24 protein-coding genes are annotated in these 23835 nt (G+C 70.6%); 14 read left to right on the forward strand and 10 right to left on the reverse strand.

From position 1 onward, the window contains the following. Nucleotides 1–115: 115 nt before the first annotated feature. From gcl to C4T78_RS30550, 3 genes are all read right to left on the reverse strand, one after another. A complete protein-coding gene (gcl, locus tag C4T78_RS30540) occupies nt 116–1819 on the reverse strand; it encodes a glyoxylate carboligase (RefSeq protein WP_093352404.1) in 1704 nt (567 codons plus the stop codon). 272 nt (nt 1820–2091) lie between these two features. Beyond that, nucleotides 2092–2970, reverse strand: coding sequence for a 2-hydroxy-3-oxopropionate reductase (locus tag C4T78_RS30545; RefSeq protein ID WP_093352402.1), 879 nt, complete (start codon nt 2968–2970; stop codon nt 2092–2094). Nucleotides 2971–3092: 122 nt separating this feature from the next. After that, nucleotides 3093–3893 carry a hydroxypyruvate isomerase family protein gene (locus C4T78_RS30550; protein WP_093352399.1) on the reverse strand — a complete coding sequence of 267 codons (801 nt, stop codon included), beginning with the start codon at nt 3891–3893 and terminating at the stop codon, nt 3093–3095. A 202-nt stretch (nt 3894–4095) separates the two neighbouring features. On the opposite strand from C4T78_RS30550, the gene C4T78_RS30555 reads away from it, so the two are divergent. From C4T78_RS30555 to C4T78_RS30600, 10 genes are all read left to right on the forward strand, one after another. Then, entirely contained in the window at nt 4096–4353 is a 258-nt protein-coding gene (locus C4T78_RS30555; protein WP_093352396.1) for a thiamine-binding protein, read from the forward strand. Then, a complete protein-coding gene (locus tag C4T78_RS30560) occupies nt 4331–4729 on the forward strand; it encodes a helix-turn-helix domain-containing protein (RefSeq protein ID WP_235863523.1) in 399 nt (132 codons plus the stop codon). The genes C4T78_RS30555 and C4T78_RS30560 overlap by 23 nt, the downstream gene beginning before the upstream one ends. Nucleotides 4730–5178: 449 nt before the next feature. After that, a complete protein-coding gene (uraD, locus tag C4T78_RS30565; protein WP_093352391.1) occupies nt 5179–5685 on the forward strand; it encodes a 2-oxo-4-hydroxy-4-carboxy-5-ureidoimidazoline decarboxylase in 507 nt (168 codons plus the stop codon). Then, the gene (gene uraH, locus C4T78_RS30570) at nt 5682–6017 is read left to right on the forward strand and encodes a hydroxyisourate hydrolase (protein WP_093155110.1); all 336 of its coding nucleotides are present in this window, start codon (nt 5682–5684) and stop codon (nt 6015–6017) included. Before uraD ends, uraH begins: the two co-directional genes overlap by 4 nt. Nucleotides 6018–6024: 7 nt before the next feature. Next, nucleotides 6025–6915: a factor-independent urate hydroxylase gene (gene pucL, locus C4T78_RS30575; protein ID WP_093352388.1), complete on the forward strand. Its 891-nt coding sequence runs from the start codon at nt 6025–6027 to the stop codon at nt 6913–6915. A 286-nt stretch (nt 6916–7201) separates the two neighbouring features. Further along, a complete protein-coding gene (locus C4T78_RS30580; protein WP_177247592.1) occupies nt 7202–8680 on the forward strand; it encodes a nucleobase:cation symporter-2 family protein in 1479 nt (492 codons plus the stop codon). 181 nt (nt 8681–8861) lie between these two features. Continuing rightward, nucleotides 8862–9923 carry a S8 family serine peptidase gene (locus tag C4T78_RS30585; protein WP_093352385.1) on the forward strand — a complete coding sequence of 354 codons (1062 nt, stop codon included), beginning with the start codon at nt 8862–8864 and terminating at the stop codon, nt 9921–9923. A 189-nt stretch (nt 9924–10112) separates the two neighbouring features. Next, entirely contained in the window at nt 10113–10358 is a 246-nt protein-coding gene (locus C4T78_RS30590; protein WP_177247591.1) for a hypothetical protein, read from the forward strand. 8 nt (nt 10359–10366) lie between these two features. Continuing rightward, on the forward strand, nt 10367–11278 hold the full coding sequence (locus C4T78_RS30595) for a serine/threonine-protein kinase (protein ID WP_093352383.1): 912 nt from the start codon (nt 10367–10369) through the stop codon (nt 11276–11278). Nucleotides 11279–11396: 118 nt separating this feature from the next. Next, nucleotides 11397–12470 (forward strand): hypothetical protein, encoded by a 1074-nt coding sequence (locus tag C4T78_RS30600; protein ID WP_093352380.1) that lies wholly within the window; start codon nt 11397–11399, stop codon nt 12468–12470. Nucleotides 12471–12506: 36 nt separating this feature from the next. On the opposite strand, the gene C4T78_RS30605 is transcribed toward C4T78_RS30600, so the two are convergent. Then, nucleotides 12507–12794, reverse strand: coding sequence for a hypothetical protein (locus tag C4T78_RS30605; protein WP_235863522.1), 288 nt, complete (start codon nt 12792–12794; stop codon nt 12507–12509). 195 nt (nt 12795–12989) lie between these two features. Here C4T78_RS30605 and C4T78_RS30610 point away from each other — a divergent pair, with 195 nt between their 5' ends. Then, complete coding sequence (locus C4T78_RS30610; RefSeq protein WP_093352375.1) at nt 12990–14081, forward strand: beta propeller repeat protein; 1092 nt, start codon at nt 12990–12992, stop codon at nt 14079–14081. A 90-nt stretch (nt 14082–14171) separates the two neighbouring features. Beyond that, complete coding sequence (locus C4T78_RS30615) at nt 14172–15251, forward strand: hypothetical protein (RefSeq protein ID WP_093352372.1); 1080 nt, start codon at nt 14172–14174, stop codon at nt 15249–15251. A gap of 65 nt (nt 15252–15316) precedes the next feature. Here C4T78_RS30615 and C4T78_RS30620 read toward each other — a convergent pair whose 3' ends face one another. Further along, nucleotides 15317–16570 carry a DUF6986 family protein gene (locus C4T78_RS30620; protein WP_093352370.1) on the reverse strand — a complete coding sequence of 418 codons (1254 nt, stop codon included), beginning with the start codon at nt 16568–16570 and terminating at the stop codon, nt 15317–15319. 128 nt (nt 16571–16698) lie between these two features. Then, nucleotides 16699–18285, reverse strand: coding sequence for a malate synthase A (gene aceB, locus C4T78_RS30625; protein WP_093352367.1), 1587 nt, complete (start codon nt 18283–18285; stop codon nt 16699–16701). A gap of 239 nt (nt 18286–18524) precedes the next feature. On the opposite strand from aceB, the gene C4T78_RS30630 reads away from it, so the two are divergent. Both C4T78_RS30630 and C4T78_RS30635 read left to right on the forward strand, forming a co-directional pair. Continuing rightward, a complete protein-coding gene (locus C4T78_RS30630) occupies nt 18525–19304 on the forward strand; it encodes an IclR family transcriptional regulator (protein ID WP_093352364.1) in 780 nt (259 codons plus the stop codon). A gap of 65 nt (nt 19305–19369) precedes the next feature. Further along, entirely contained in the window at nt 19370–20227 is an 858-nt protein-coding gene (locus C4T78_RS30635) for a PhzF family phenazine biosynthesis protein (RefSeq protein WP_093352362.1), read from the forward strand. Nucleotides 20228–20297: 70 nt separating this feature from the next. Here C4T78_RS30635 and C4T78_RS30640 read toward each other — a convergent pair whose 3' ends face one another. From C4T78_RS30640 to alr, 4 genes are all read right to left on the reverse strand, one after another. Next, on the reverse strand, nt 20298–20894 hold the full coding sequence (locus tag C4T78_RS30640) for a DedA family protein (protein WP_093352359.1): 597 nt from the start codon (nt 20892–20894) through the stop codon (nt 20298–20300). Continuing rightward, on the reverse strand, nt 20891–21370 hold the full coding sequence (tsaE, locus tag C4T78_RS30645; RefSeq protein ID WP_235863521.1) for a tRNA (adenosine(37)-N6)-threonylcarbamoyltransferase complex ATPase subunit type 1 TsaE: 480 nt from the start codon (nt 21368–21370) through the stop codon (nt 20891–20893). Before tsaE ends, C4T78_RS30640 begins: the two co-directional genes overlap by 4 nt. After that, the gene (locus tag C4T78_RS30650) at nt 21367–22437 is read right to left on the reverse strand and encodes an alpha/beta fold hydrolase (protein ID WP_093352354.1); all 1071 of its coding nucleotides are present in this window, start codon (nt 22435–22437) and stop codon (nt 21367–21369) included. Before C4T78_RS30650 ends, tsaE begins: the two co-directional genes overlap by 4 nt. 169 nt (nt 22438–22606) lie before the next feature. After that, nucleotides 22607–23755: an alanine racemase gene (gene alr, locus C4T78_RS30655; protein ID WP_093352351.1), complete on the reverse strand. Its 1149-nt coding sequence runs from the start codon at nt 23753–23755 to the stop codon at nt 22607–22609. Nucleotides 23756–23835 lie beyond the last annotated feature (80 nt).

Genomic DNA, 23835 nt, shown 5'->3' on the forward strand with positions numbered 1-23835 from the left:
GGTCACCTGGCGAGGACAGCCCGTTCGCTGTGATCGGACACGGGATCCAGCGGCCAGGAGGCCTCCGAGGTTCCGCTACCCGCACCGCCTCGCAAGGCGACCGAGGAACAGTCGATCAGGCGTTGGGCACCGGCTCCGGTTCGATCATGGCGTCGATGCGGATGCCTCGCGCCGTGTTCGCCTCGCGCTCGATCATCACCTCGACCAGGACCGGGCGGCTCGTCGCGACCGCCTCCTTGCGGGCCCACTCGATGGTGTCGGCCAGGTCGGCGGGCTCGAACACGCGGCGGCCCGAGCAGCCGTAGGCCTCCATGATCTTGACGTTGTCCGTGCCGTGGTCGTCGTAGTGGATGTCGACCTCGGTCTTCATGCCGAACGCGTCGCCCTCGGCCTGGCGGATCAGGCCCAGGTACTCGTTGTTCAACATGATGATCACGAACGGGATGTCGTACTGGGCGGCCACCGCCAGCTCCTCGACCAGGAACTGGAAGCCGTAGTCGCCGACCACCGCGACGACCTCCGCGTCCGGCTTCGCCGACTTCACGCCGATCGCCGCCGGGATCTCCCAGCCGAGCGGACCCGCCTGGCCGCACACCTGGTAGTGCCGCGGCAGGTGCGCGGTCTGGAACTGGCCGCCCCAGATCTGGTAGAGCCCGATCGCGGTGACGAAGTACGCCTCCGGCGGGAAGATCTGGTTGATCTCCCGGTACACCCGCGGCGCCTTGATCGGCACCGTGTCGTAGTCGTCCGGGCGGGTCAGGGTCTGCTTGAGCACGCCGACCCTGGCCACCCACGCCGAGAAGTCCTTGCTCGCGTTGCGCTTGCGGGCCGCGTCGATCAGCGCTTCCAGGAACAGCCTGGTGTCGGAGACGACGCCCAGGTCCGGCCCGAAGACCTTGCCGATCTGGGTGGGCTCGATGTCGACGTGGATGAACTTGCGGTCACCGCGGTAGGTGTCCAGCGCACCGGTGTGCCGGTCGCCGAAGCGGGCGCCCAGCGCCAGCACCAGGTCGGCCTCCAGGAACGACTGGTTGCCGTAGCGCTGGCTGGTCTGGATGCCGGTCATGCCGGCGAACAGCTCGTGGTCCTCCGGGAAGGAGCCCTTGCCCATCAGGGTGATCTGCACCGGGACGCCGAGCAGCTCGGCCAGTTCGCGCACCTGCTCGTGGGCGTCGCCGAGGATCACGCCGCCACCGGCGAGGATCAGCGGCCGGTCGGATTCCAGCAGCATGTCCAGCGCGCGCTCGACGCGCGGCAGGTGCGGCTCGACGGCGGCGATCGGCAGCGGGGCGTCCAGCGACGGGTCCCACTCGATCTCCTGCTTCTGCACGTCCAGCGGCAGGTCGATCAGCACCGGGCCGGGGCGGCCGGAGCGCGCGATGCGGAAGGCCTCGCGGAAGATCCACGGCGCCTGCGCGGCCTCCTTGACCTGCACCGCCCACTTGGTGACCGGCTTGGCGATGTCGACGATGTCGACCGCCTGGAAGGCCTCCTGGTGCAGCTTGCTGGAGACCGCCTGGCCGGTGATGCACAGCATCGGGATGGAGTCGGCGATCGCGGTGTAGAGGCCGGTGATCATGTTGGTGCCCGCCGGCCCGGAGGTGCCGATGGCCACGCCGACCTTGCCGTTGGTGCGGGCCCAACCGTCGGCCATGTGGGTGGCGCCCTCTTCGTGGCGGACGATCAGGTGCTCGATGCCGCTGTCCTCCATCGCCGCGTACAGCGGGAGGATCGCGGCGCCGGGGCAGCCGAAGGTGATGTCCACGCCCTCGGACTTGAGCACGTCGACGACGGCCTGCATGACAGGGACTTTGGCCATGGTGTAAGACTTCCTCTCGGGTGCTGCGCGCACCTTGTTGGGAACGGGTCGGTGGTTCTGGTTGCTTGGCGGCGCTCGGACCGCCGACCCGTGACCGTCTTGCTGCCGACCGCTGCTGCGCGGCCGTTCTCGCTGCTCAGGCTTCGTGAGTGCTTTGAGGCGCTATAGCACCCTGAAACGCTCACGTGCGTTTACCTGGTGAGTGGCGGTGCTGCACGGGGATCTGCCGCAGGAGACGAGGGATTCTCCGTGCAGCACCGCGGTCTTGGGGCTCAGTCGCGGCCGTTGAGCTGCGTGATCTGCTTGAGCAGACCGGAGTGGTCGAGCTTGCCGTCGCCCTGCGCGACGGCCGCGGCGACCAGCTGGCTCACCAGCGAACCGAGCGGGATCGTCAGGCCCGCGTCGCGAGCAGCGGCCTGCACGATGCCCATGTCCTTGTGGTGCAGTTCGAGGCGGAAGCCGGGGGCGAACTCCCGACCGCGCATCTTGCCGCCCTTGGCGTCGAGCACGGTGCTGCCTGCGAGGCCACCGCCGAGCACCTTGAGCCCGGCCTCGGTGTCCACGCCGTGCGCCTCCAGGAACACCAGCGCCTCGGCGACCAGACCGATGTTGCCCGCCACGATGAGCTGGTTGGCGGCCTTCACGGTCTGCCCGGCGCCCGACGGTCCAACGTGGACGATCGTGGTGCCGACCGCGCCGAGCACGTCCTGCGCGGCGGCGAAGGCGTCGGCGTCGCCACCGACCATGATGGACAGCGTGCCGTCGATGGCCTTCGGCTCACCGCCGCTGACCGGCGCGTCCAGGGCGCGCACGCCCTTCTCCGCGGCGGCTTCGGCAACCCGCCGGGAGACGTCCGGGCGGATGGTGCTGCAGTCGATGAGCAGCGCGCCCGACTTGGCGTTGGCCAGCACTCCGTCCTCGCCGAGCACGACGGCTTCGACGTCCGGCGAGTCCGGCAGCATGGTGAAGATGATGTCGGCGTCGCGCACGGCCTCGGCAGCGGTGGCCGCGGCCTTGCCGCCGTCGGCGACCAGCTTGTCGACCTTGGCCTGGCTGCGGTTGTAGCCGACGACCTCGTGGCCGGCCTTGACCAGGTTGGCCGCCATCGGGCCACCCATGATCCCCAGCCCGATGAATCCGACCTTGCTCATGGAGTTACCTCCGTTGGCTCGGAGCCAGTTCGTTGGTTTTCAGTCCTTGGAGCGGCGCAGCCGCTCAGCCCAGCTGCGGCGCTTGCACCACCGCGCAGAAGGAGTCCGGAATCAGGACCACTTCAGCGCTTGATCCAGCCGAAGCTGTCGGCGCTGGCTCCGCTTGGCTTGTACTCCAGGCCGACGTGTCCGCGGTAGCCCGCTGCGTCGAGCTTGGTGAAGAAGCGGTCGAAGTCGATCTCCCCGGTGCCCGGCTCGTTGCGGCCCGGCGCGTCGGCGATCTGCACGTGCCCGATGGAGGCGGCGTGCGCGTCGAGCGCCGCGTCCGGGTCGTCGCCGTTGACCACCAGGTGGTAGATGTCGAACAGCAGGCGGAGGTTGTCGTCGCCGCCCGCGGCGCGCACCCGGTCGATCACCGCGATGGCGTCGGCGGCCGTCTTCAGCGGGTACGCGGGCATGCCGCTGACCGGCTCGATCAGCACCGCGCCGTCGATGCGCGACACCGCCTTGGAGGCGCGCAGCAGGCTCTCGGTGGCGACCTGGTCCTGCGCGGCCGGGTCGACGCCGTCGATCCGGTTGCCGTACAGGGCGTTGAAGGCCCGGCAGCCGAGGCGCTCGCCGATGCCGACGACGACGTCGACGTTGTCCGCGAACTCGCCCGCCCGGTCCGGGTTGGAGAGCACGCCGCGGTCACCGGCGGGCATGTCGCCCGCGAAGAAGTTCAGGCCGACCAGGGAGACCCCGGCGTCCTCGACGGCCTGCACGAACCGGTCCACGTCGCGGTCGGCGGGCACCGCTTCCGGGAACGGCCACCAGAACTCCACCGCGTCGAAACCGGCGGCCTTGGCGGCCGCGGGCCGGTCCAGCACGTCCAGTTCGGTGAACAGGATCGAGAGGTTGACCTCGTACCGGTTCGGATCCATGGGCACCCCCTCGGGAGAAGTTGCGGAGATTTCGCATCAGATCGAAGATTTCGTGATGCGGAAGTCTTGTTTCGTACAGCGATAGATTAGCGACTGGTGTCAAGCCGGTCAACGGCCCCCGCCGAGTTACCCGCGAGTCGCGAACCACGCGGCGCAGCGCGGAGATCGGCACCGACTACGGTGCGAGCAGGGAGGTCGCACCATGATCTTGCGAGCTGAGTTCACCACCGAGCCCTTCGAGGGCGAGGGCGAGCCACCGGCGCACGCCGTGGCCGCCCGCGACTGCCTGCGCGCCGCCGGCCTGGAGCCCGACTTCGGCCCGCTGGGCACCTCGATCACCGGCGACCGGGAGATCCTGCTGCCCGCGCTGGCCAGCGTCGTGGAAACCGTGCTGGACACCGGTGCGAACCGGATCACCCTGCAGGTGACCGTCGACGATGCCGACGGCGACCAGGTTTAGGCTGGTCAGCGTGCATCCGCTCGCCAACGCGATCGCCCCGCTGCTGGAGCACATCGGCGGCACCGCCGTGCCCGCCGACCAGCGCAGGCCCGGCGACATCGTCCTGTACTGGGAAGACGCCCCGGCGGTGGCCGTGCGGCTGCCCGGCGAGGAGCTGACCAGCGCCCTGGACCGGATCATCCGCGCGGTGGAGACCGAGCTCGGCGGCCACCTGCCGGACCTGCCGCGCCCGGACAAGCAGCGCGCGGTGCGCCTGCTGGAGGAGCGCGGCGCGTTCAACATGCGGAAGTCCGTCGAAACGGTGGCCAAGGCGCTCGGCGTCAGCCGCTTCACGGTCTACAACTACCTCAACCGCGAGCAGGCCGACCGCAGCTGACGCCGCCGGTCCGCCTCAGCGGTCGGCCGAATCCACGGCACGGCGATTTCGCGCGAAATCGCCGCGCCGCACGCGTGCCGAGTGCCGTTCTCGCGCGAAATCGGCAGCTGCCCCACCAGGCCCCGTGAGCGCTTTGAGGGGCGCCCAAAACACTCACGGCACCATCGAACGCCTTGCCGCCACCTCGACCCCCAGGTGGCGGCAAAACGGGCAAATCAGACGCCGCTTCGACCCGCCCGGACCGCTCGGATTGTGCCGTTCGCACAACGCTCCATCAGGATTTTTCAACAAAGTGTTGACACTTGGCGCGGCGCAGTCGTAGCTTTTGCCGCACCGAAGCTCTGACCAGCAGCCGCAGCACAGCCCAGGCATGCTCGGACGTCAGGTCCGCCGCCTGGCTCTCCCCCGGAAAACCTTCCGGGGCCGCCCACATCCTGTGAGAGTTTGCGATGTCAACAACCACCCGACCGGACCGGCTCAACGGCCTGCCCCGCGCGGAACTCGTCGAGCAGCTGCTCGCCTGCCTGGACATCCCGCGCTGGGCCGCCGACATCGCCGACCAGCGCCCGTTCGCCGACGCCGACGCGGTCTACCGCGCCGCCGACGCCGCCGCCCCGGCGCTGACCCGCGAGGAGCTCGACCAGGCGCTGGCCGCGCACCCCCGCATCGGCGACCGGCCGCAGGGCACGGGCACCTCGGCGAACTTCTCCCGCAACGAGCAGGCCGGCGTCGGCGACGACGCGGAGCTGGCCCGCGCGCTGCGCGAGGGCAACGAGGCCTACGAGCGCCGCTTCGGGCACGTCTACCTGGTCTGCGCCAGCGGTCGCAGCGGCGCGGAGCTGCTGGAGATCCTGCACTCCCGCCTGGACAACGAGCCGGAAACCGAGCTGCGGATCGTCGAGGACGAACTCCGCAAGATCGCACGTCTGAGATTGGCAAAGGTGATCGAAGGATGAGTGCCGTCACCACGCACGTGCTCGACGCCGCGCGGGGCAAGCCCGCCGTCGGCGTCGCGATCCGGCTGGAGGCCGCCGACGGCGACGGGTGGGCGGCCGTCGCCGACGGGCGCACCGACGACGACGGCCGGATCAAGGACCTGGGGCCGGAGCGGCTGGCCGCCGGGGACTACCGGCTCACCTTCGACACCGGCGCGTACTTCGAGGGCCAGGGCACCGCGTCGTTCTACCCGCAGGTGCAGATCACCTTCCGGATCGCCGACCCCGAACAGCACTACCACGTTCCGATTCTGCTGAGCCCGTTCGCCTTTTCCACCTACCGAGGGAGCTGATCACCTCATGGGCATCGTCATGGGCCCCAACCAGTACGGCAAGGCCGAGGTCCGCATCGTCTCGGTCAACCGGGACACCCCGCGGCACACCATCAAGGACCTCAACGTCAGCTCCTCGCTCCGCGGTGACCTCGACGGCGCGCACCTGACCGGCGACAACAGCAACGTGCTGCCGACCGACACGCAGAAGAACACGGTCTACGCCTTCGCCAAGGAAGCGCCGATCGGCGAGATCGAGGAGTTCGCGCTGCGGCTGGGCCGGCACTTCGTCGGCACCGCGGACGGGATCACCGGGGCGCGCATCCTCATCGACGAGTACAGCTGGGAGCGCATCCCCGTCGGCGGCACCGGCCACGACCACTCCTTCGCCCGCTCCACCGACGAGAAGCGCACCACCGCGGTCACCATCGACGGCGACCAGGCGCACGTGGTGTCCGGGCTCAAGGACCTGATCGTGCTCAAGTCCACCGGCTCGGAGTTCTGGGGCTACCCCAAGGACAAGTACACGACGCTGTCGGAGACCAACGACCGCATCCTGGCCACCGCGGTGACCGCCCGCTGGCGCTACCTCCACACCGACGTGGACTGGGGCAAGAGCTTCGAGTCGATCCGGGCCACCATGCTGGAGGCCTTCGCCACCACGCACAGCCTCGCGCTGCAGCAGAGCCTGTACGAGATGGGCAAGGCCGCGATGGAGAAGCACCCGGAGGTGGCCGAGGTCCGGCTGTCGCTGCCGAACAAGCACCACTTCCTGGTCGACCTGGAGTACTGCGGCCTGGAGAACAACAACGAGGTGTTCTTCGCCGCGGACCGTCCTTACGGTCTGATCGAGGGCGTCGTCAAGCGCGACGACGTGGAGGAGGCCCCGCAGGCCTGGTACAGCCTCCCCCAGTTCTGATCGACGCGATTTCAATTGAAATCGCACACGTGATTTCAATTGAAATCGCGCAGCACCACGTCGGCCTCTCAGCAGCGGAGGTCGTGAAGGATCACCGCCGATCCTCAGCCTTGTTAGGGGCCACCGGGGGTATCTCCTGGTGGCCCCTGCTGCTACCCGGACTTCGGGCGCGCAGCCCGGAAGACCCACAGGTCCACTGTGGAACAAAATGTGATTTCCCGGCAACAAGAAGAAAATTCCCGGCATTGATAGTGACCTGATCTGACCCTGCGGCCCAGGAGTCACCATGGCCCTCTTCAAGATCCGTCGCAACCGCGGCACCAGGAACGGAAAACCCACCGACGTCCACCCGGTGGACGAAGTGATGCCCCCGGTACGCATGATGGCGTACGGCGTCCAGCACATCGCCGCGATGTACGCGGGTGTGGTGGCGCCACCGCTGATCGTCGGCGAGGCGATGGGCCTGCCGCCGATCGAGATGACCTTGTTGATCGGGGCGAGCCTGTTCACCGCGGGCCTGGCCACCATGCTGCAGTCGCTGGGCATCTGGAAGATCGGTGCCCGGCTGCCGTTCGTCAACGGCGTCACGTTCGGTTCGGTCGCGCCGATGCTGGCCATCGTCGCGCAGCAGGGGCAGCAGCACTCGCTGTCGGTGATCTACGGGTCGGTGCTGATCGCGGGCCTGCTGGCCTTCCTGATCGCCCCCTACTTCTCGCGCATGGTCCGGTTCTTCCCGCCGGTGGTCAACGGCACCGTGATCACGCTGATCGGGCTGGCCCTGATGCCGGTGGGCATCAAGTGGATCACCGGCACCGATTCCAGCGCCCCCGACTACGCCGCGCCCGAGAAGATCGCGCTCGGCGGCGCGACCTTCGTCCTGGTGCTGCTGTTCAACCGCTTCCTGAAGGGCTTCTGGAACCGCATCGCGCTGCTCATCGGCCTGGTCGTGGGCACCCTGATCGCCTGGCCGATGGGTCTGATCAACACCACCACCATCGAATCGGCGCCGGTGTTCAACCTGCCCACGCCGTTCGCGCTGGGCGCGCCGATGTTCGACCTGACGGCGACCATCTCGATCTGCATCGTGATGCTGGTGGCGATGATGGAGACCACCGCGGACATGGTCGCGCTCGGCGAGATCGTGGACCGGCCCGCCGACGAGGAGACCATCGCGGCCGGCCTGCGCGCCGACGGTGCGGGCAGCGCGCTCAGCGCCGTGTTCGGCGGTTTCACCTGCAGCGCCTTCGCGCAGAACATCGGCCTGGTGGCGCTGACCCGGGTGCGCAGCCGGTACGTGGTCGCCACCGCCGGTGGTGTGCTGGTGCTGCTGGGCCTGTTCCCGATCGTCGGCGCGATCGTCTCGCTGGTGCCGCAGCCGGTGCTCGGCGGTGCCGCGCTGGTGCTGTTCGGTTCGGTGGCCACCAGCGGCATCCGCACGCTGGGCAAGTCCGACCTGGGCGACCCGTTCAACTCGCTGATCGTGGCCGGTGCGCTGGGCATCGGTCTGATCCCGGTCGTCTCGCCGCACTTCTACGAGCACTTCCCGTCCGCGCTGCGCACCGTGCTCGACTCGGGCATCAGCACCGGCTGCATCGCGGCCCTGCTGCTGAACATGCTGTTCAACGCCTGGCGCAAGAAGTCGGCGAGCACCGAGGAGACGGTCGGCGGCGACACGGTCGCGGTGATCGCCACCACCCCGGGCGAAACCGCCGTCCCGGAACCCCGCAACTCCCCCAAGGGCTCTTCCTCGGAGTCCGTGCACTGACCCCGCCCTGAACCGGTGCGGAAGTGGAGGGCGCCTTTCGCCGAATCGGCGGGAGGCGCCCTCCGCGTGCTCCGGTCGTCCGAAACCGTTGCGGCGAACGGCCGTTCTTCCAGTTCGGGCGCATCGAGGAAGCGTCGGGATCGTTGATCCGGCGAATGATGCGCTGAAGTTGGGAGACGCGATGCGGATTCGGGCACTGCTGACCGCGGGGCTGGTCGGACTGTCGGTCCTGGCCGCCCAAACGACCGCCACCGCGCAGCAGGCCGGTGATCCGCTCAGCGAGAAGCAGTGGGGGCTGGCGCAGCTGCGGGCGCCGGAGGCGTGGGCGACCAGCACCGGCGCGGGCCAGGTCATCGCCGTGGTGGACACCGGCGTCGACCTCGGGCACCCCGAGCTGGCGGGCAAGCTCGTGCCGGGCGCGACCTTCGCGGGCTGCGGTGAGCGCCCGGCGCCGTGCGGCAACGGCGACTGGCTCGGCGTGGACGGCGTCGGGCAGCCCGCCGACGTCCACGGAACGCACGTCGCGGGCATCGCGGCGGCGGCGACGGGCAACGGGGTCGGCATCGCCGGGGTCGCGCCGGATGCGCGGATCATGCCGGTCAAGGCGCTGGAGGACGGTTCCGGCAGCTTCGCGGAGATCGGCGCGGGCGTCCGCTGGGCGGCCGACAACGGCGCGAACGTCATCAACCTGAGCCTCGGCGCCATACCCGGCGCGCAGCTGCTGACGCTGATCGGGCTGACTCCCGAGACCAAGGACGCCATCGCCTACGCGCGGGAGAAGGGCGTGGTCGTGGTGGCTTCCGCGGGCAACGAGACCGCGCCGCTGTGCGGCACCCCGGCGTGGGAGGCGGGCGCGTTGTGCGTCACCGCCACCGACCCGGCCGAGCTGCACTCGGTGTACTCCAACCTCGGCCTGAAGCTGGACACCAAAGCCGTTGCCGCGCCCGGTGGTTCCTCGCTGCAGGGCTGCGACGGCGACGTCTGGGCGCCGGTTCCGCGCGGCGCGGGCTCGCCGGACTGCGGGCAGAGCGACTACGACTCGCTCGCCGGAACCTCCATGGCCGCCCCGCAGGTCGCGGGCGTCGCGGCGCTGCTCGGCGCGCAGGGCCGGGACGCCGACGGCATCGAGCAGGCGCTGATGCGCTCGGCCCGCACGCCGCTGGTCGGTGCTCGCGGATTGTTCACCCCGCTCTACGGCTACGGCATCGTCGACGCGCAGGCCGCCGTCCAGCAGCCGATGTGACCGGCGAACGGCCCGTTCTCCGGCGAGAACGGGCCGTTCGCAGCACTGGCTATTACCACTGGCGATCTTCAGCCGGTCGTACCCACGAAACGGCCGAAATTCCTCGACCGCGGGCCGGAATCCCGGAACAATGATCACAGGGCCGGGCATCGGTGCGCGGCCGCAGAGCGATCCGGGAGCGTGGGACCGATGGACCTCTCCAAGCTGTTCAAGATGGTGTCCCCGGCCAAGCACCACAGCCGCAGCCACTCCAGCAGCGGCCACCGGCGCCGGGACTCCAGCGACGATCACCGCCGCCGTTACGACAGCAGCGATCACCGGCGTCGCCGCCGGGACAGCAGTGACGACTACCGGCGCCGGGACAGCAGCGACGACCACCGCCGCCGCCGTTACGACAGCAGCCGCGGTCACTACCGGCGTCGCAGCCACAGCTGATCAGCGCGGTGTTGATCGACTCATTGAGCTCGTACTACTACGGCGAACCGGACCAGGAGTGGGGAAGCCCGGAGGCCCCGCTGGCACCGGGTGATCTCCTCGCGCCCGGGTACCGGGTCGTCGACCACCTGCGCCGGGGCAGCCGCCTCGACGTCTACGACGTGTGGAGCGAGGAGCGCTCCTGCCGCTGCGTCGCCAAGACGGTCCGCCCGGAACGCGCCGAGGACCAGCGCGCGGTGGGCTGGCTGCGCAACGAGGGCGTGCTGCTGACCCAGTTCACGCACCCGCACCTGGTGCGCGGCTACGAGATCGTGCAGACCGAGGAGCCGGCGCGGCCTGCGGTGATCACCGAGACCCTGCCCGGCCACACGCTGGCCTACCTGATCGACGAGCACGGCAGGCTGCGGCCGATCGACGCCGCGGTGCTGGGCATCCAGCTGTGCTCGGTGCTGACCTACCTGCACGGCCGGGGCTGGGTGCACCTGGACGTCAAGCCGTCCAACATCGTGGCGGTGGGCGGCCGGGCGGTGCTGCTCGACCTGAGCCTGAGCTGCCGCATCGGCGAGCGCAGCTCGGCGGGCACGTTCGACTACCTCTCGCCGGAGCAGGCCGCCGGCGAGCGGATGACTCCGGCGGCCGACACGTGGGGCCTGGGCATCACGCTCTACGAGGCGCTGTCCGGAACCACGCCGTGGGCGGAGGTCTCGCACCGCGAGCACAGCGAGAACGGCACCCGCTACTACCCGCAGCGCGACCGGACCGCGGCGCCGCTGCGCACCCACCGCCGCCTGCCCGCGGCGCTGACCCGCACCATCGACGCCTGCCTCGCTCCGAAGCCGGAATCCCGCCCATCGGTGGAAGAAGTGGCAACAGCCCTGATCGCCTGGTCCGGCATGAACCCGGCGACGATCGACAGCTGATCCCGGTCTCGGTGCGACCGCCTCCGTCGCGGGAGCCCCGCCGGATGTCAACTCCGGCAACCGTTTTCGACCCCGGTGCGTATAGCCGGATGACCGTCCGGCTACAGGAGGCGTCCAGTTGCAGCACCTGGGGATCACGTGGGCCGCGGTGATGGCCGCACTGCTGGTGGGACAACCCGCGCTGTCCGCGGAGCGCTGGGCGGAAGTGCCGTTGCCCGCCCAACCGCACGACGCGGTCTTGCAGACCGTCGTCGCGGGCGAAGGCGCCGCATGGGCGTTCGGGATCTCCGACGTTCCGCAGGAACCCGGGCTCCAGACCCTGGCCTTCCGGCGCGACGAGCAGGGTTGGGAGCAGGTACCGGCTCCCGCGATCGGCCGCACCAACGCCGCCGCGGTGATCAGCCGGGACGACGCCTGGGTCGTCGGCGATGGCACCTCCATGCACTGGAACGGCGCGGAGTGGCGGCAGATCCCCATCGTCGCACCGCCGGACCTCGACACCCAGCTGCTGGGCGTGACCTCGTTCGGCCCGGACGACGTGTGGGCGGTCGGGATCATGCCCGGTCTGGGCGAGGCTGAGGGCCACAACACGGTCCAGCGCTGGAACGGCGAGGCGTGGGCGCAAGCTCCGGCGCCGCGGACCGGCATGACCTTCGGCATCGACGGCACGTCGGCGGACGACGTCTGGGTCGTCGGCACCAAGACCATCGGCGACGAGCAGCACTCCACCGATGTCGGCATCGCGGTGCGCTGGGACGGCCGGCAGTGGCGCGAAGCCCCGCCGCTGACGCTCCCCGACCAGCACGTCCAGCTGCGCGGGGTGCGGGCGGTGGCCCCCGACGACGTGTGGGCCGTCGGCTACCGCGAATCACCCGCGAACCGCATCAAGAAGCCCTTCGCCGCGCACTGGGACGGCACCGGGTGGTCTGCGGTCCCGACGCCGGAGGAGAACTGCGACCTCACCGACCTCGTGCAGACCGTGGACGGCCTCTTCGCGATCGGCAGCTACTGCGTTCTCCGGTACGACGGCGATGCTTGGCAGCCGGTACCGCTCCCGAGCCGCCTGGGCGGGAAGCAGGTCGCGTTGACCGGCGGCGCGATGCTGGACGACGGACGACTGCTGATGGGCGGTTTCACCGGCCAAGCAGGCGGAACCCGCTCCACGCCCTTCGCCGCGACCTACGGCGACTGATCGGCCACCTCGACTGCCGTCCCGGTTCGTGCGCGCTCAGCGCTTGCGGCGGAAGGCGATGGCGACGGCGACCAGCACCGCGGCCAGCGCTAGCTGACCGCCCCAGACGATCCGGTTCACGCTCACCGCAGGGTGCCAGGCGACCGAACCGTCCGCCGAGACGGCGAAGGCCCCGGCCGGGCGCACCACCACGCCGCGCCCGCCTCCGATACCGATGCTCGCCACCGGCAGCAGCGTGGTGTCGCCCTGCTGCACGGGCTCGCCGAAGACCTGGTTCTTGCCCAGCCGATCGGCGAGCGCGGCGACGATGTCGTTGTCGGCCATGAACATCCTCCACCCACGAGTCCGCTGCCTCGACGTTAGCCGGTCCGGCCATCGCCCACCCGCAGTTCGTCCCCACTCGAATGACGGTCATGCGGTCGATGATCCGCCTCGAGTCGGCAGCGGGAATTGCCGGCGCTGAACCCTTTTCCGCTCTCGCGCCAATAACTCGGTGAAACCCTCTGGAGGAGGAACTCGTTGAAGCACATGACCATGGCGGGAGCGATCGCGACCACCGCCCTCCTGCTGGCACATCCCGCGTCGGCCGCCGACAGCTGGCAGGAAGAACACTTCCCGCAGCTCCAGGACGACGGCGTCCTGCACACCGCTGCGGTCGGCGACGGCGCCGCGTGGGCGTTCGGGATCACCAACGACGCCGACCACCAGCACCACTCGCTGGTGTTCCGCCGAGGCCAGCAGGGCTGGGAGCAGGTCCCGACGCCCGACATCGGGCGGATCAACGCCGCCGCGGTGGTCAGCCGCGACGACGTCTGGGCGGTCGGCGACGGCACCTCGATGCACTGGAACGGCGCGGAGTGGCGGGAAGTTCCGATCGTCTCCCAGCCGGAGCACAGCACCTCGCTGTCCGACGTGACCGCTTTCGCGCCCGATGAGGTGTGGAGCGCGGGATTCGGCTGGCGCAGCGACAACAGGCAGACCAGATCCTCGGTCCAGCGGTGGGACGGCCGGGCGTGGCACGAGATCGCGCTGCCGGATCTGGGCATCCGCTCGGAACTGATCGGGATCGGCGGCACCTCGCCGAACGACGTGTGGGCGGCTGGGGCCAAACCGACCGATCTCGGGCCGGACGGCAAGTTCGGCGGCCTGCTCCTGCACTGGGACGGCGAGCGCTGGGAGGAACAACCGCTGGTCGAGATCCCGGGCATGCACGTTCAGCTGCAGGACGTGCACGCGCTCGCACCCGACGACGTCTGGGCGGTCGGCTACCAGCACCCTGGCAACATCGCCCGACGCCCGGTCGCGGCGCACTGGGACGGGACGCGGTGGTCGCTCGCGCCGGTGCCCGACGAACTGGGCCAGCTCAACGACGTGGTCCAGATCGGGGACGAGCTCCGGGCCGTCGGCTACTCGGTGGAGAAGAGCCCCTACGTCCTGCGGTACGACGGAACGAGCTGGCAGAAGATACCGGCCCCGGCGCCGTCGGAGGGCAAGCACCTGTACACCTACGCCGGGGCCGTCCTGGACGGCCGACTGCTCATCGTCGGTGTCGAAGCCGACGTCGACGACCCGACGAGCGCCCGGCCCTACGCCGCCACCCACGGCGACTGATCGAGCTGCGGCAGCGATCTTTTCGAGCACCGTGAACTGTTTTCGGTCTCGGCGCGAATAGCGGGGTGGAGATCGACCGAGGAGGCATCGGTGAAACACCTGAAGATCGCGGGCACCGCCGCGGCTGCGACCCTGCTGCTGGCGCAGCCCGCGTCGGCCGCCGGAGTTTGGACCGAGGAACCACTTCCCGCTCAACCGCACGCGGCCATGATGCAGAGCACCGCATCGGGCGGCGGTGCGACGTGGGCGTTCGCCGTCCTGAACGACCCGCAGAAGCCGGACCTGCAGAGTCTGGCGTTCCGCCGCGGCGCGCAGGGCTGGGAGCAGGTGCCGACGCCCGACATCGGCCGGACGAGCGCGGCGACCGTGGTCGACCGCGACGACGCGTGGGTGGTCGGCGACGGCAAGTCCATGCACTGGGACGGCCACGAGTGGCAGGCGATCCCGATGGTCGCGCCAGCGGAGTACGACCCCCAGCTGTTCGGCGTGGTCTCGTTCGGTGCCGACGAGGTCTGGGCCGCCGGGATCATGCCGAGGAAGGACTGGACCGACGGGCGGAACACGGTCCAGCGCTGGAACGGCGAGTCGTGGGCGGAGGTTCCGTTCCCGGCGATCGGCGGCATGGTGCAGGGCATCGGCGGCATCGCGGCGAACGACCTCTGGGTGGTCGGCACGAAAGGCGGCGGGACGCCGGAGGAGAGCTGGAACGCGGGCGCTCTGGTGCACTGGGACGGCCAGCGGTGGCAGGAGCACCCGCCGCTGGTCGTGCCGGGCTGGAACGTGGAGTTCTACGACGTGCACGCGGTCGCACCCGATGACGTCTGGGCGGTCGGCAGTCGTTGGTCGGAGAACGAGGAGTACCCGCTCGCCGCGCACTGGGACGGCGCGGAGTGGTCCACCGCGGAGATGCCGAACGAGCAGTGCAGGCTCGACGACATCGCATCGGGAGCGGGTTCCCTGTTCGCCGTCGGTTTCACCGCGAACTCGGCGTGCGTTCTGCAGAACGACGGTACGACCTGGCGGCCGGTGCCCGTCCCCACGGGGCCGACGGGAACCGTCCCGTGGCTGAACGGCGCGGCAGTGCTGGACGACGGGCAGCTGCTGGTGACCGGCTCGGCGGAGCGGGCCGACGGGTTGCGGCAGCCCTTCGCCGCCACCTACCAGGGCTGACCAGGCCCTGAAGGGTTGAAGGGCGCCTCCGAGCCCGGGGGTCGGAGGCGCCCTTCACCGGTCGATCAGAGTCGGCCGAGCTTGCGGATCTCCGGTTCCGAGAGACCGGTCAGGTCCTTGACCTCGGTCGCGTCGATGCCGCCGTTGTCCAGGGCGCGGACGAAGGACGCCGCCAGCGCGCGGGCCGTCGCCGGCTCGTCCAGGACCGCTCCGCCGCTGGCCGAGGTGTACGCCGACAGGCGGGCCGCCTCGGCGGGCGCCGAGTCGCGGAACGCCGCGAACACCGCCGCGTAGCGGGTCACCAGCTGCGCCGGGTGCAGGTCCCAGCCCTGGTAGAAGCCGTGCTCCAGGGAGCGGCGGGTGAGGTCGTAGTGCGTGCGCCAGCCGTGGCGGACCTGGTCGCCGACCGGCAGGACGTTCGTCGAGCCGTCGGAGAGGAACACGCCGGTGCCCGCGGCCGACACCTGCATCACGTGGCGCGCGAAGTCGCAGGCGCGGTGCGCGAGGTGCTGGTGCGCGGCGGTCAGGCCGCAGCCCGCGGTGTAGTCGTAGGTGCCGAAGTGCAGGCCGGTGACCCGGCCGTCGCCCGCGCGCAGGAAGCGCGGCAGCGCGAGACGACCCTCGGAGTCCACGATGGACTGGGTGGTCTCCACCTGGATCTCGAAGCCCAGCGAGCGCGCCGGCAGGCCGAGCTGCTGCTCGAAGAGGCCGAGGAACTCGACGAACACCTCCACCTGCGCGACGTCGACCACCTTCGGGAAGGTCAGCACGAACCCTTCGGGCAGGCTGCCGTGCTGCTGCAGCAGCGCGGTGAGGAAGACGTCCAGCGTGCGCACCGACCGGGCGCGCAGCTGCGGGGTGTCGAAGGACTTGACCCGCAGCCCGAAGTTCGCCGGTGCCGCGCCCTCGCGCAGCCAGTCGGCGACCACTCCGGCGGTGCGCTCGGCCTCGGCGTCCTCGGCCTCGTCACCGGGATTGCCGTAGCCGTCCTCGAAGTCGATGCGCAGGTCCTCCAGCGGGGAGTTCTGCAGCTTGGCGCGCAGCCGCGGGTGCACGGCGCGCGCGATCTCCGGGTCCATGCCGAGGATGTCGACCAGGTCCTCCGGCCGGGCCGCGTCCCGGTCGAGCGCGGCCAGCGCCTCCCGCTCCCACAGCCGAACCGTGTCGGCGTCGACCTTGTTCGCCGGCACGTAGCAGGTGTGCACCGGCTGCCGGGCCGCGCGCGCACCCGGATAGGTGGCGGCGATGTGCTCGTCCACGGCGGAAAGCCGGGCGAGCCGGCGGTTGACCTCGGCGGTTTCCAGCGAGGTTCTGGCCACTTGCGCTCCCTTCGGTCCGGCAACCGGGAGGCGTCCCCGGCTGCCCAGCTCGGCTGCGGTTACAGAACCGTGCGCGTTTTGGGGTGCTACAGCGCCCCAAAACGCGCACGGCAGTCACCGCAGTTCGATCAGTCGATCTCTTCGTAGGCGGGCAGCGTCAGGAAGTCGACGAACTCGTCGGCCACCGCCACCTGCTCGAACAGCTCGACCGCCCGGCCCAGGTTCTCGACCGGGAAGCCCTCCTCGGCGCGCAGCTGCTTCTCGGTGTCGGCCAGCGTCTCGCGCACCAGGTCGGAGGTGACCCGCTCGCCGCCGGCCAGCACCACGTCGTTGTGCAGCCACTGCCAGATCTGCGACCGCGAGATCTCCGCGGTCGCCGCGTCCTCCATCAGGTTGTGGATCGCGGCCGCACCGTTGCCGCCCAGCCAGGACACGATGTAGCGGACACCCACGTCGACCGCGGCGCGCAGGCCCTCGATGGTCTTCTCACCGGGCGTCTCGGCCACCGCGAGCAGCTGGTCGGCGGTCACCTGGACCTCGTCGCGGGTGCGGTCGATCTGGTTGGGCTTCTCGCCCAGCACCGCGTCGAACTCCTCGTAGCAGATCGGCACCAGGCCCGGGTGCGCGACCCAGGAGCCGTCGAAGCCGTCACCGGCCTCGCGCTTCTTGTCCGCGTGCACCTTCTCCATCGCGGCGGCGTTGGAGTCGTCCTTGGTCGGGATGAACGCGGCCATGCCGCCGATCGCGAACGCGCCGCGCTTGTGGCAGGTGCGCACCAGCAGCTCGGTGTAGGCGCGCATGAACGGCGCGGTCATGGTCACCGCGTTGCGGTCCGGCAGGATGTACTTGTCGGAGTCGCGGAAGGTCTTGATGACGCTGAACAGGTAGTCCCAGCGACCGGCGTTGAGGCCCGCGGAGTGGTCGCGCAGCTCGTAGAGGATCTCCTCCATCTCGAACGCGGCCGGGTAGGTCTCGATCAGCACGGTGGCGCGCACCGAACCGTGCGGGATGCCGAGCTCCTGCTGGGCGTGGGTGAACACGTCGTTCCACAGCCGCGCTTCGAGGTGGCTCTCCATCTTCGGCAGGTAGAAGTACGGCCCGCTGCCGCGGCTGAGGAGTTCCTTGGCGTTGTGGAAGAAGTGCAGGCCGAAGTCGACCAGCGCGGCGACCGCGGGCTTGCCGTCGACCAGGACGTGCTTCTCGTCGAAGTGCCAGCCGCGCGGGCGCACCAGCGGCACCGCGTGCTGGACGTCGTCGCGCAGCTTGTAGGTCTTCTTCTCGGTGACCAGCTCGATCTGCTTGCGCACCAGGTCGTAGAGGTTGACCTGGCCGGAGACGACGTTGCGCCAGTGCGGCGTGTTGGCGTCCTCGAGGTCGGCCAGCCAGACCTTGGCGCCGGAGTTCAGCGCGTTGATCGCCATCTTGCGGTCGGTCGGGCCGGTGATCTCGACGCGGCGGTCGGCGATGTCGGCGGGCGGTGCGGCCACCTGCCAGTCGCCCTCGCGGATGTGCCGGGTCTCCTCCAGGAAGTCCAGCCGCCCCTTGGCGCTGGCCTCCGCGCGGCGCTGCTTGCGGCGCTCGAGCAGCTCGTCGCGACGAGCGCCGAAGGCGCGCTGCAGACCGGCCACGAACTCGAGCGCTTCCTTGGTCAGGATCTCGTCCCCGCGCTCGACGGCGCCGCCGATGACCTGCACTCCTGCTGCCGTTTCGGACATGAGAAGTCCACCTCTTCCTGCTGCCGGGTTCCAGACGGTGGCTGATGGCTCACCTTGCCGCGTGGCGGACTGACGCGCACCCGAGGCTGCGCGACGGCCGTTCCGCTTGCGGTACGCCCGTAATGTTTTTCTGCATCGTGGATGTTAGTTTCCGTATAGCGTTCGAAGCAACATGAGCTGTAGCACCCATCACGGACTAGACTTCGGCGCAGGCCGAGGTGTGAAGAGGGAGTTCTGCGATGACCACTGGCCCGCAGCGGGCAAGCCAGGGCGGAGGGGTGCAGTCGGTCGAACGCACCTTCGAGCTGCTGGAACTCATGGCCGACGCCGGTGGTGAGGTGGCCCTGTCCGAGCTCGCCGAGAAGTCCGGCCTGCCGCTACCGACCATCCACCGCATCATCCGCACCCTGGTGAGCAACGGCTACGCCCGGCAGCAGCCGTCCCGCCGCTACGCGCTCGGCCCCCGGCTGATCCGCCTCGGCGAGACCGCCAGCCGCGCGCTCGGCTCCTGGGCCCGCCCCTACCTCGCCGAGCTCACCGAGGCGACCGGCGAGACCTCGAACATGGCGGTGCTCGACGGCGAGCAGATCGTCTACGTCGCGCAGGTGCCCTCGCAGCATTCGATGCGGATGTTCACCGAGGTCGGTCGCCGCGTTGACGCGCACGCCACGGCGGTCGGCAAGGCGGTGATGGCCACCATGCCGCCGGACACCGTGACCCAGCTGCTGTCGCGCACCACGATGCACCCGCAGACGGAGCGCACCATCGTCACCGTCGAGTCGATGCTCGAGGAGCTGGCCCGCGTCCGCCAGCAGGGCTACGCGCTGGACGACGGCGAGCAGGAGGTCGGCGTCCGCTGCTACGCGGTGGCGGTGCCGGGAGCCCCGGCGGGCGCGGCGATCTCGATCAGCGGCCCGGAGGGCCGGATGACCCGCATCTCGACGGACGAGGTCATCCCGCTGATGCAGCGCCTGGCCAAGGACCTCGCCGCGGAGCTCAGCGTCAGCAACAGCGCCTGATCCCACTGGGAATACCGGGAAATCAGCCGGGGAATATTCCACTGTGCACCGGCGCTGGATGCGGCATGAGCAACGAGACGACGCAGACCGAGATCCAGCGGTTGGTGGGGTTCAGCAGCGACCCGAACGGTGGCAACCCCGCAGGAGTGGTGCTCGACGCGGTGGGCCTGTCCGATGCGGAGATGCTGCGGATCGCCGCGGACGTCGGGTACTCCGAGACCGCGTTCGTGTTCCCGCGCGGTGAGCGCGAGCACGACATCCGCTTCTTCAGCCCGAAGGCGGAGGTCTCGTTCTGCGGGCACGCCACGATCGCGACCGCCGTCGCGCTCGCCGAGCGCGACGGCACCGGCCGGATCGACCTGCACACCCGGGCCGGACTGATCACAGTGGACACCCAGGTCGACGACTCGGGCCGGCCCACCGCGACTTTGACCAGCGTGCCCACCTCGGTCCGCGACGTCGAACCCGCGATCCTCGACGAGGCGCTGGCGGCGCTCGGCTGGAGCAGCGACGACCTCGACCCGGAACTGCCGCCGCGCATCGCCTTCGGCGGCAACGACCACCTCGTCCTGGCGGTGTCCACGAGGGAGAAGCTGGCGGCGCTGTCCTACGACTTCGACCGCCTCGGCAAGCTGATGGCCGACCAGGACTGGACGACGCTGCAGCTGGTCTGGCGCGAGAGCCCCGAGCTCTTCCACGCCCGCGACCCGTTCCCGCCGGGCGGTGTCGTCGAGGACGCGGCGACCGGCGCGGCCGCGGCGGCGTTCGGCGGCTACCTCAAGCACCTCGGCCTGATCGCCCCGCCGACGGCCTTCCGCATCCACCAGGGCTTCGACATGGGACGCCCCAGCATCCTCGACGTCGAGGTCGCAGCCGACCACGACCGGATCCGCGTCACCGGCACCGCCACCCGCATCCGGTAACGTTTCCGCTGTTCAGAACCCGTGAGTGCTTTGGGGTGCTATAGCCCCTCAAAGCACTCACGGGCCGGGGTCAGGCACGGAGGCGGTTTCTGCGGCGGAGCCACCAGATCGTCACCGCTACCGCTGCGGCCAGGAGCAGCACCGGGAGTCCGGCCAGGCCCGCGATTGTCTCCACCCGGTCGTAGGCCTCGCCGGACCAGGCGCCGAGGAGGACCAGGGTCGTCGCCCAGGCGATGGCGACCGGCAGGTTGCAGAGGGTGAAGCGGAGCTGGGACATCTCCGTGCGGGCGGCCAGCCTGGGCACCAGGGTGCGCACCGCCGCGAAGCACTGCGACACGGCCACGGTCACCTCGGCGCGTCCATCCAAAGAGGACTCAAGGAGCGCCATCCGCTGCTCGCCCAGCCGCTTCACCACTTCCCGGCGCAGCAGGCCGCCGCGGCGACCGCGGTAGAAGCTGTGCTGGCAGCCCAGCGCCGTCGCGGCGGAGGCGCAGGCCGCGGCCAGCCACACCTCGACGACACCGCTGCCCGCCAGCAGGCCGATCGCCAGGACGGTGCCCGTGCCGGGCAGGAAAACCCCGATCAGCAGGCCGGATTCGGCGAACAGCACGGCCATCGCGGCGATCAGCGCGAGCGGCCCGGGGATGCCCGCGAGTAACTCGGTCACCGGCCGAGCAACTCCGCGACCCGCGCGTCCCAGGATTCGCCGTACGGCTCCACGGTGATCTCGCGGACGTCGTCGGGACGACGGCGGATGCGCAGCATCAGGTGGCTGTCGGCGAGCCGTTCGGCCAAGCCCTCGCCCCACTCCACCACGACCGCGGCTTCGGTGAGGTCGGTGTCCAGGTCCAGGTCGTCGATGTCCTCCAGCCCGCCGAGCCGGTAGGCGTCGACGTGCACCAGGACCGGGCCGTCACCGGACTCCGGCCGGTGCACCCGCGCGATCACGAACGTCGGCGAGGTCACCCTGCCGGTGACGCCCATGCCCGCCGCGATCCCCCGCGCGAGCACCGTCTTGCCCGCACCGAGCGGTCCGTCCAGCAGGACCAGGTCACCGGCGCGCAGCACCGCGCCCAGCCGCCGACCGAACTCCAGCGTGTCGGATTCCTTCGAGAACTCCGCAGTCCGCAACGCAGCACTCACTTCCCGACCGCCCTGCGCAGCAGTGCGGTCAACTGCTCGGTGACCAATTCCGGCCGCTCCAGCATCACCGGGTGCCCGGCGCCCTCGACGCGCACCAGCACCGCGTCCGGCAGCTCGGCGGCCAGCACCTCGGCGTGCGGCGAGAACGGGGTGACCCGGTCGGCGTCGCCGCTGAGCACCAGCACCTCGCAGGTCCGCAGCGCGGCGAGCGCGGTCTTGCGGTCGTGCAGGCCGATCGTCTCCAGGAAGTCGGTGACGACCTCGACCGAGGTGGCCCCGATCATCTCCGCCATCAGGTCCACCACCGCGGGCGAGATCGCGCGGTCGCCGAACGCCAGCGAGCGGATCAGGCTCCAGGTGATCTTGTCGCCGACCCGCCGGGTGCGCTCCACCAGGTCGGGCTGGACGCTGGTCAGCAGCGCCAGCCCGCGCGGCACCGGGTTGATCCGCGACAGCCAGGTGCGGGGCAGTCCGGCCGCGCCGACCGAATCGGCCGCCGTCCCGATCAGCCCCACCGCGCGCACCCGGTCGCGGAACAGCTCCGGGCGCTGCTCGGCCAGCGCCATGATCGTCATGCCGCCCATCGAATGCCCCACCAGCGCGATCGGCCCCTTCGGCGCCGTCGCCCGCAGCACCGCGTCGAGGTCCCGGCCGAGCTGCTCGATCGTGCTGTTGCGCTTGGAGGAGTGCCCGGAACGGCCGTGGCTGCGCTGGTCGAACAGCACCAGCCGGACCCGCGGGTCGGTGAGCTCGGGCAGGTCGCGGCGCTGGAAGTGCCAGCAGCGGGAGTCCAGCGCGAAACCGTGCACCAGCACCACGGTCAGCTCCGGAGCACCACCGCCGGCGGGCTCGATCTCCTGCACCGCCAGTGGAACTCCGTCATCGGCGGCCACGGTGGACTGCCGGTCCGCGCGGAGCCTGCCCAGCGGCTCATCGGCGTGCGGATCGTCCGGGTTGCGCTTCGCGGCGGCTCTGGTGCTGTGCGCGACGACGCCGACCGCGGCGCCCGTGATCGCGGCACCCAGCACACCGCTCGTCCAGGCCAGCGCCTGCCAAACGGGTTTCACACCGCCTCCAGCCGCGAAGGCCCGGCGCCGGACGGCACGAGATCGGCGCCGCTTCCGCAGGTGACGGCTCGTGAGTACTTCGGGGTGCTATAGCCCCTCGAAACGCTCACGGTGCCTGAGCAGTGGAAACGGAGCCGATTCCGCGCGAAGTCGGCGGCCGGGCGGAGGCTCATGGTGCCTCCAGGTCGTCCTCGACCGTGCGCGTCACCCGCGGCCGGTACATGCCGGTGACGATCTCGTAGTGGATGGTGCCGATCTCCTCGGCCCACTCCGCCGCCGTCGGCTCCCCGCGATCGCCGGGCCCGAACAGCAGGACCTCGTCGCCCTCGCGGACCTCGTCGTCGCCGCAGTCCACCACCAGCTGGTCCATGCAGACGCGGCCGACGACCGGACGCCGCCGGCCCGCCAGCCACACCGACATCCGGCCGGACAGCGTGCGCGGCACGCCGTCGGCGTAGCCGACCGGCACCAGCGCGAGCCCGGTCGCGCGCTCCGCCGTCCAGGTGTGCCCGTACGAGACGCTCTCGCCCGCCGCGATGCGCTTGGTCAGCGCCACCGAGGAGCGGAACGTCATGGCCGGGCGCAGGCCGTGGTCGCCGTCCTGCGGCACCGGGTCCAGCCCGTACACGGCGATGCCCGGGCGGACCAGCTCGAAGTGCAGGTCGGGCCGGGTGAGCACGGCAGCGGAGTTGGCCAGGTGGCGGATCGGGTTCAGGCCCGCCGCGCGCGCCTGCTCGTGCGCGCGCCGGAACCGCTCGGCCTGCTCCTCGATGGAGGGGTGGTCGAGCTCATCGGCGCAGGCCAGGTGCGACCACACCGCCACGACCTCGACGTGCCCGTCCGCCTCGGCCTTCGCGGCGGCTTCCACCAGCGCGGGCCAGAGCTCGGCCGGGCAGCCGCTGCGGGACAACCCGGTGTCGATCTTGAGGTGCACCCGCGCGATGCGGTCCTGGGCCGTCGCCGCCGCCTCGATCCGCTGGAGCACTTCCAGCGACGACGCGGACAGCTCGACGTCCTCGGCGATCATGGGCGCGAAGTCCTCGTCCACGACGTAGAGCCAGCAGAACACCGGAGCGGTGATGCCGGCGGCGCGCAGCTGCAGCGCCTCGCCGGGGGAAGCGACGCCGAGGCAGTCGGCGCCGGATTCGAGCGCGGCGCGCCCGACGGTCACCGCGCCGTGGCCGTAGCCGTCGGACTTCACGATGGTCATCGTGCGGGCACCCGACTCGCGGGCACGCGCCGAGAGCACCCTCACGTTGTGGCGGATCGCGCCGACGTCGATGCGCAGGTCGGCGCGGTGCACGGGCTGGTCACTCATGGCACGGTCATCGTCGCACACAGCCGCCCGCCCCCATCCGCGCACTGCCCGCCCCGAGCGGGCGCCCCGGGTGACGCGGA

The sequence above is a fragment of the Saccharopolyspora kobensis genome (assembly GCF_900108315.1).
Classification (GTDB): Bacteria; Actinomycetota; Actinomycetes; order Mycobacteriales; family Pseudonocardiaceae; genus Saccharopolyspora; species Saccharopolyspora kobensis.

What these genes read in the sequence shown, in the direction of transcription:
- gcl (WP_093352404.1), bottom strand. Translation starts at nt 1,819, where the DNA reads ATGGCCAAAGTCCCTGTCATGCAGGCCGTCGTCGACGTGCTCAAGTCC.
- C4T78_RS30545 (WP_093352402.1), bottom strand. Translation starts at nt 2,970, where the DNA reads ATGAGCAAGGTCGGATTCATCGGGCTGGGGATCATGGGTGGCCCGATG.
- C4T78_RS30550 (WP_093352399.1), bottom strand. Translation starts at nt 3,893, where the DNA reads ATGGATCCGAACCGGTACGAGGTCAACCTCTCGATCCTGTTCACCGAA.
- C4T78_RS30555 (WP_093352396.1), top strand. Translation starts at nt 4,096, where the DNA reads ATGATCTTGCGAGCTGAGTTCACCACCGAGCCCTTCGAGGGCGAGGGC.
- C4T78_RS30560 (WP_235863523.1), top strand. Translation starts at nt 4,331, where the DNA reads ATGCCGACGGCGACCAGGTTTAGGCTGGTCAGCGTGCATCCGCTCGCC.
- uraD (WP_093352391.1), top strand. Translation starts at nt 5,179, where the DNA reads ATGTCAACAACCACCCGACCGGACCGGCTCAACGGCCTGCCCCGCGCG.
- uraH (WP_093155110.1), top strand. Translation starts at nt 5,682, where the DNA reads ATGAGTGCCGTCACCACGCACGTGCTCGACGCCGCGCGGGGCAAGCCC.
- pucL (WP_093352388.1), top strand. Translation starts at nt 6,025, where the DNA reads ATGGGCATCGTCATGGGCCCCAACCAGTACGGCAAGGCCGAGGTCCGC.
- C4T78_RS30580 (WP_177247592.1), top strand. Translation starts at nt 7,202, where the DNA reads ATGGCCCTCTTCAAGATCCGTCGCAACCGCGGCACCAGGAACGGAAAA.
- C4T78_RS30585 (WP_093352385.1), top strand. Translation starts at nt 8,862, where the DNA reads ATGCGGATTCGGGCACTGCTGACCGCGGGGCTGGTCGGACTGTCGGTC.
- C4T78_RS30590 (WP_177247591.1), top strand. Translation starts at nt 10,113, where the DNA reads ATGGACCTCTCCAAGCTGTTCAAGATGGTGTCCCCGGCCAAGCACCAC.
- C4T78_RS30605 (WP_235863522.1), bottom strand. Translation starts at nt 12,794, where the DNA reads ATGGCCGACAACGACATCGTCGCCGCGCTCGCCGATCGGCTGGGCAAG.
- aceB (WP_093352367.1), bottom strand. Translation starts at nt 18,285, where the DNA reads ATGTCCGAAACGGCAGCAGGAGTGCAGGTCATCGGCGGCGCCGTCGAG.
- C4T78_RS30630 (WP_093352364.1), top strand. Translation starts at nt 18,525, where the DNA reads ATGACCACTGGCCCGCAGCGGGCAAGCCAGGGCGGAGGGGTGCAGTCG.
- C4T78_RS30635 (WP_093352362.1), top strand. Translation starts at nt 19,370, where the DNA reads ATGAGCAACGAGACGACGCAGACCGAGATCCAGCGGTTGGTGGGGTTC.
- alr (WP_093352351.1), bottom strand. Translation starts at nt 23,755, where the DNA reads ATGAGTGACCAGCCCGTGCACCGCGCCGACCTGCGCATCGACGTCGGC.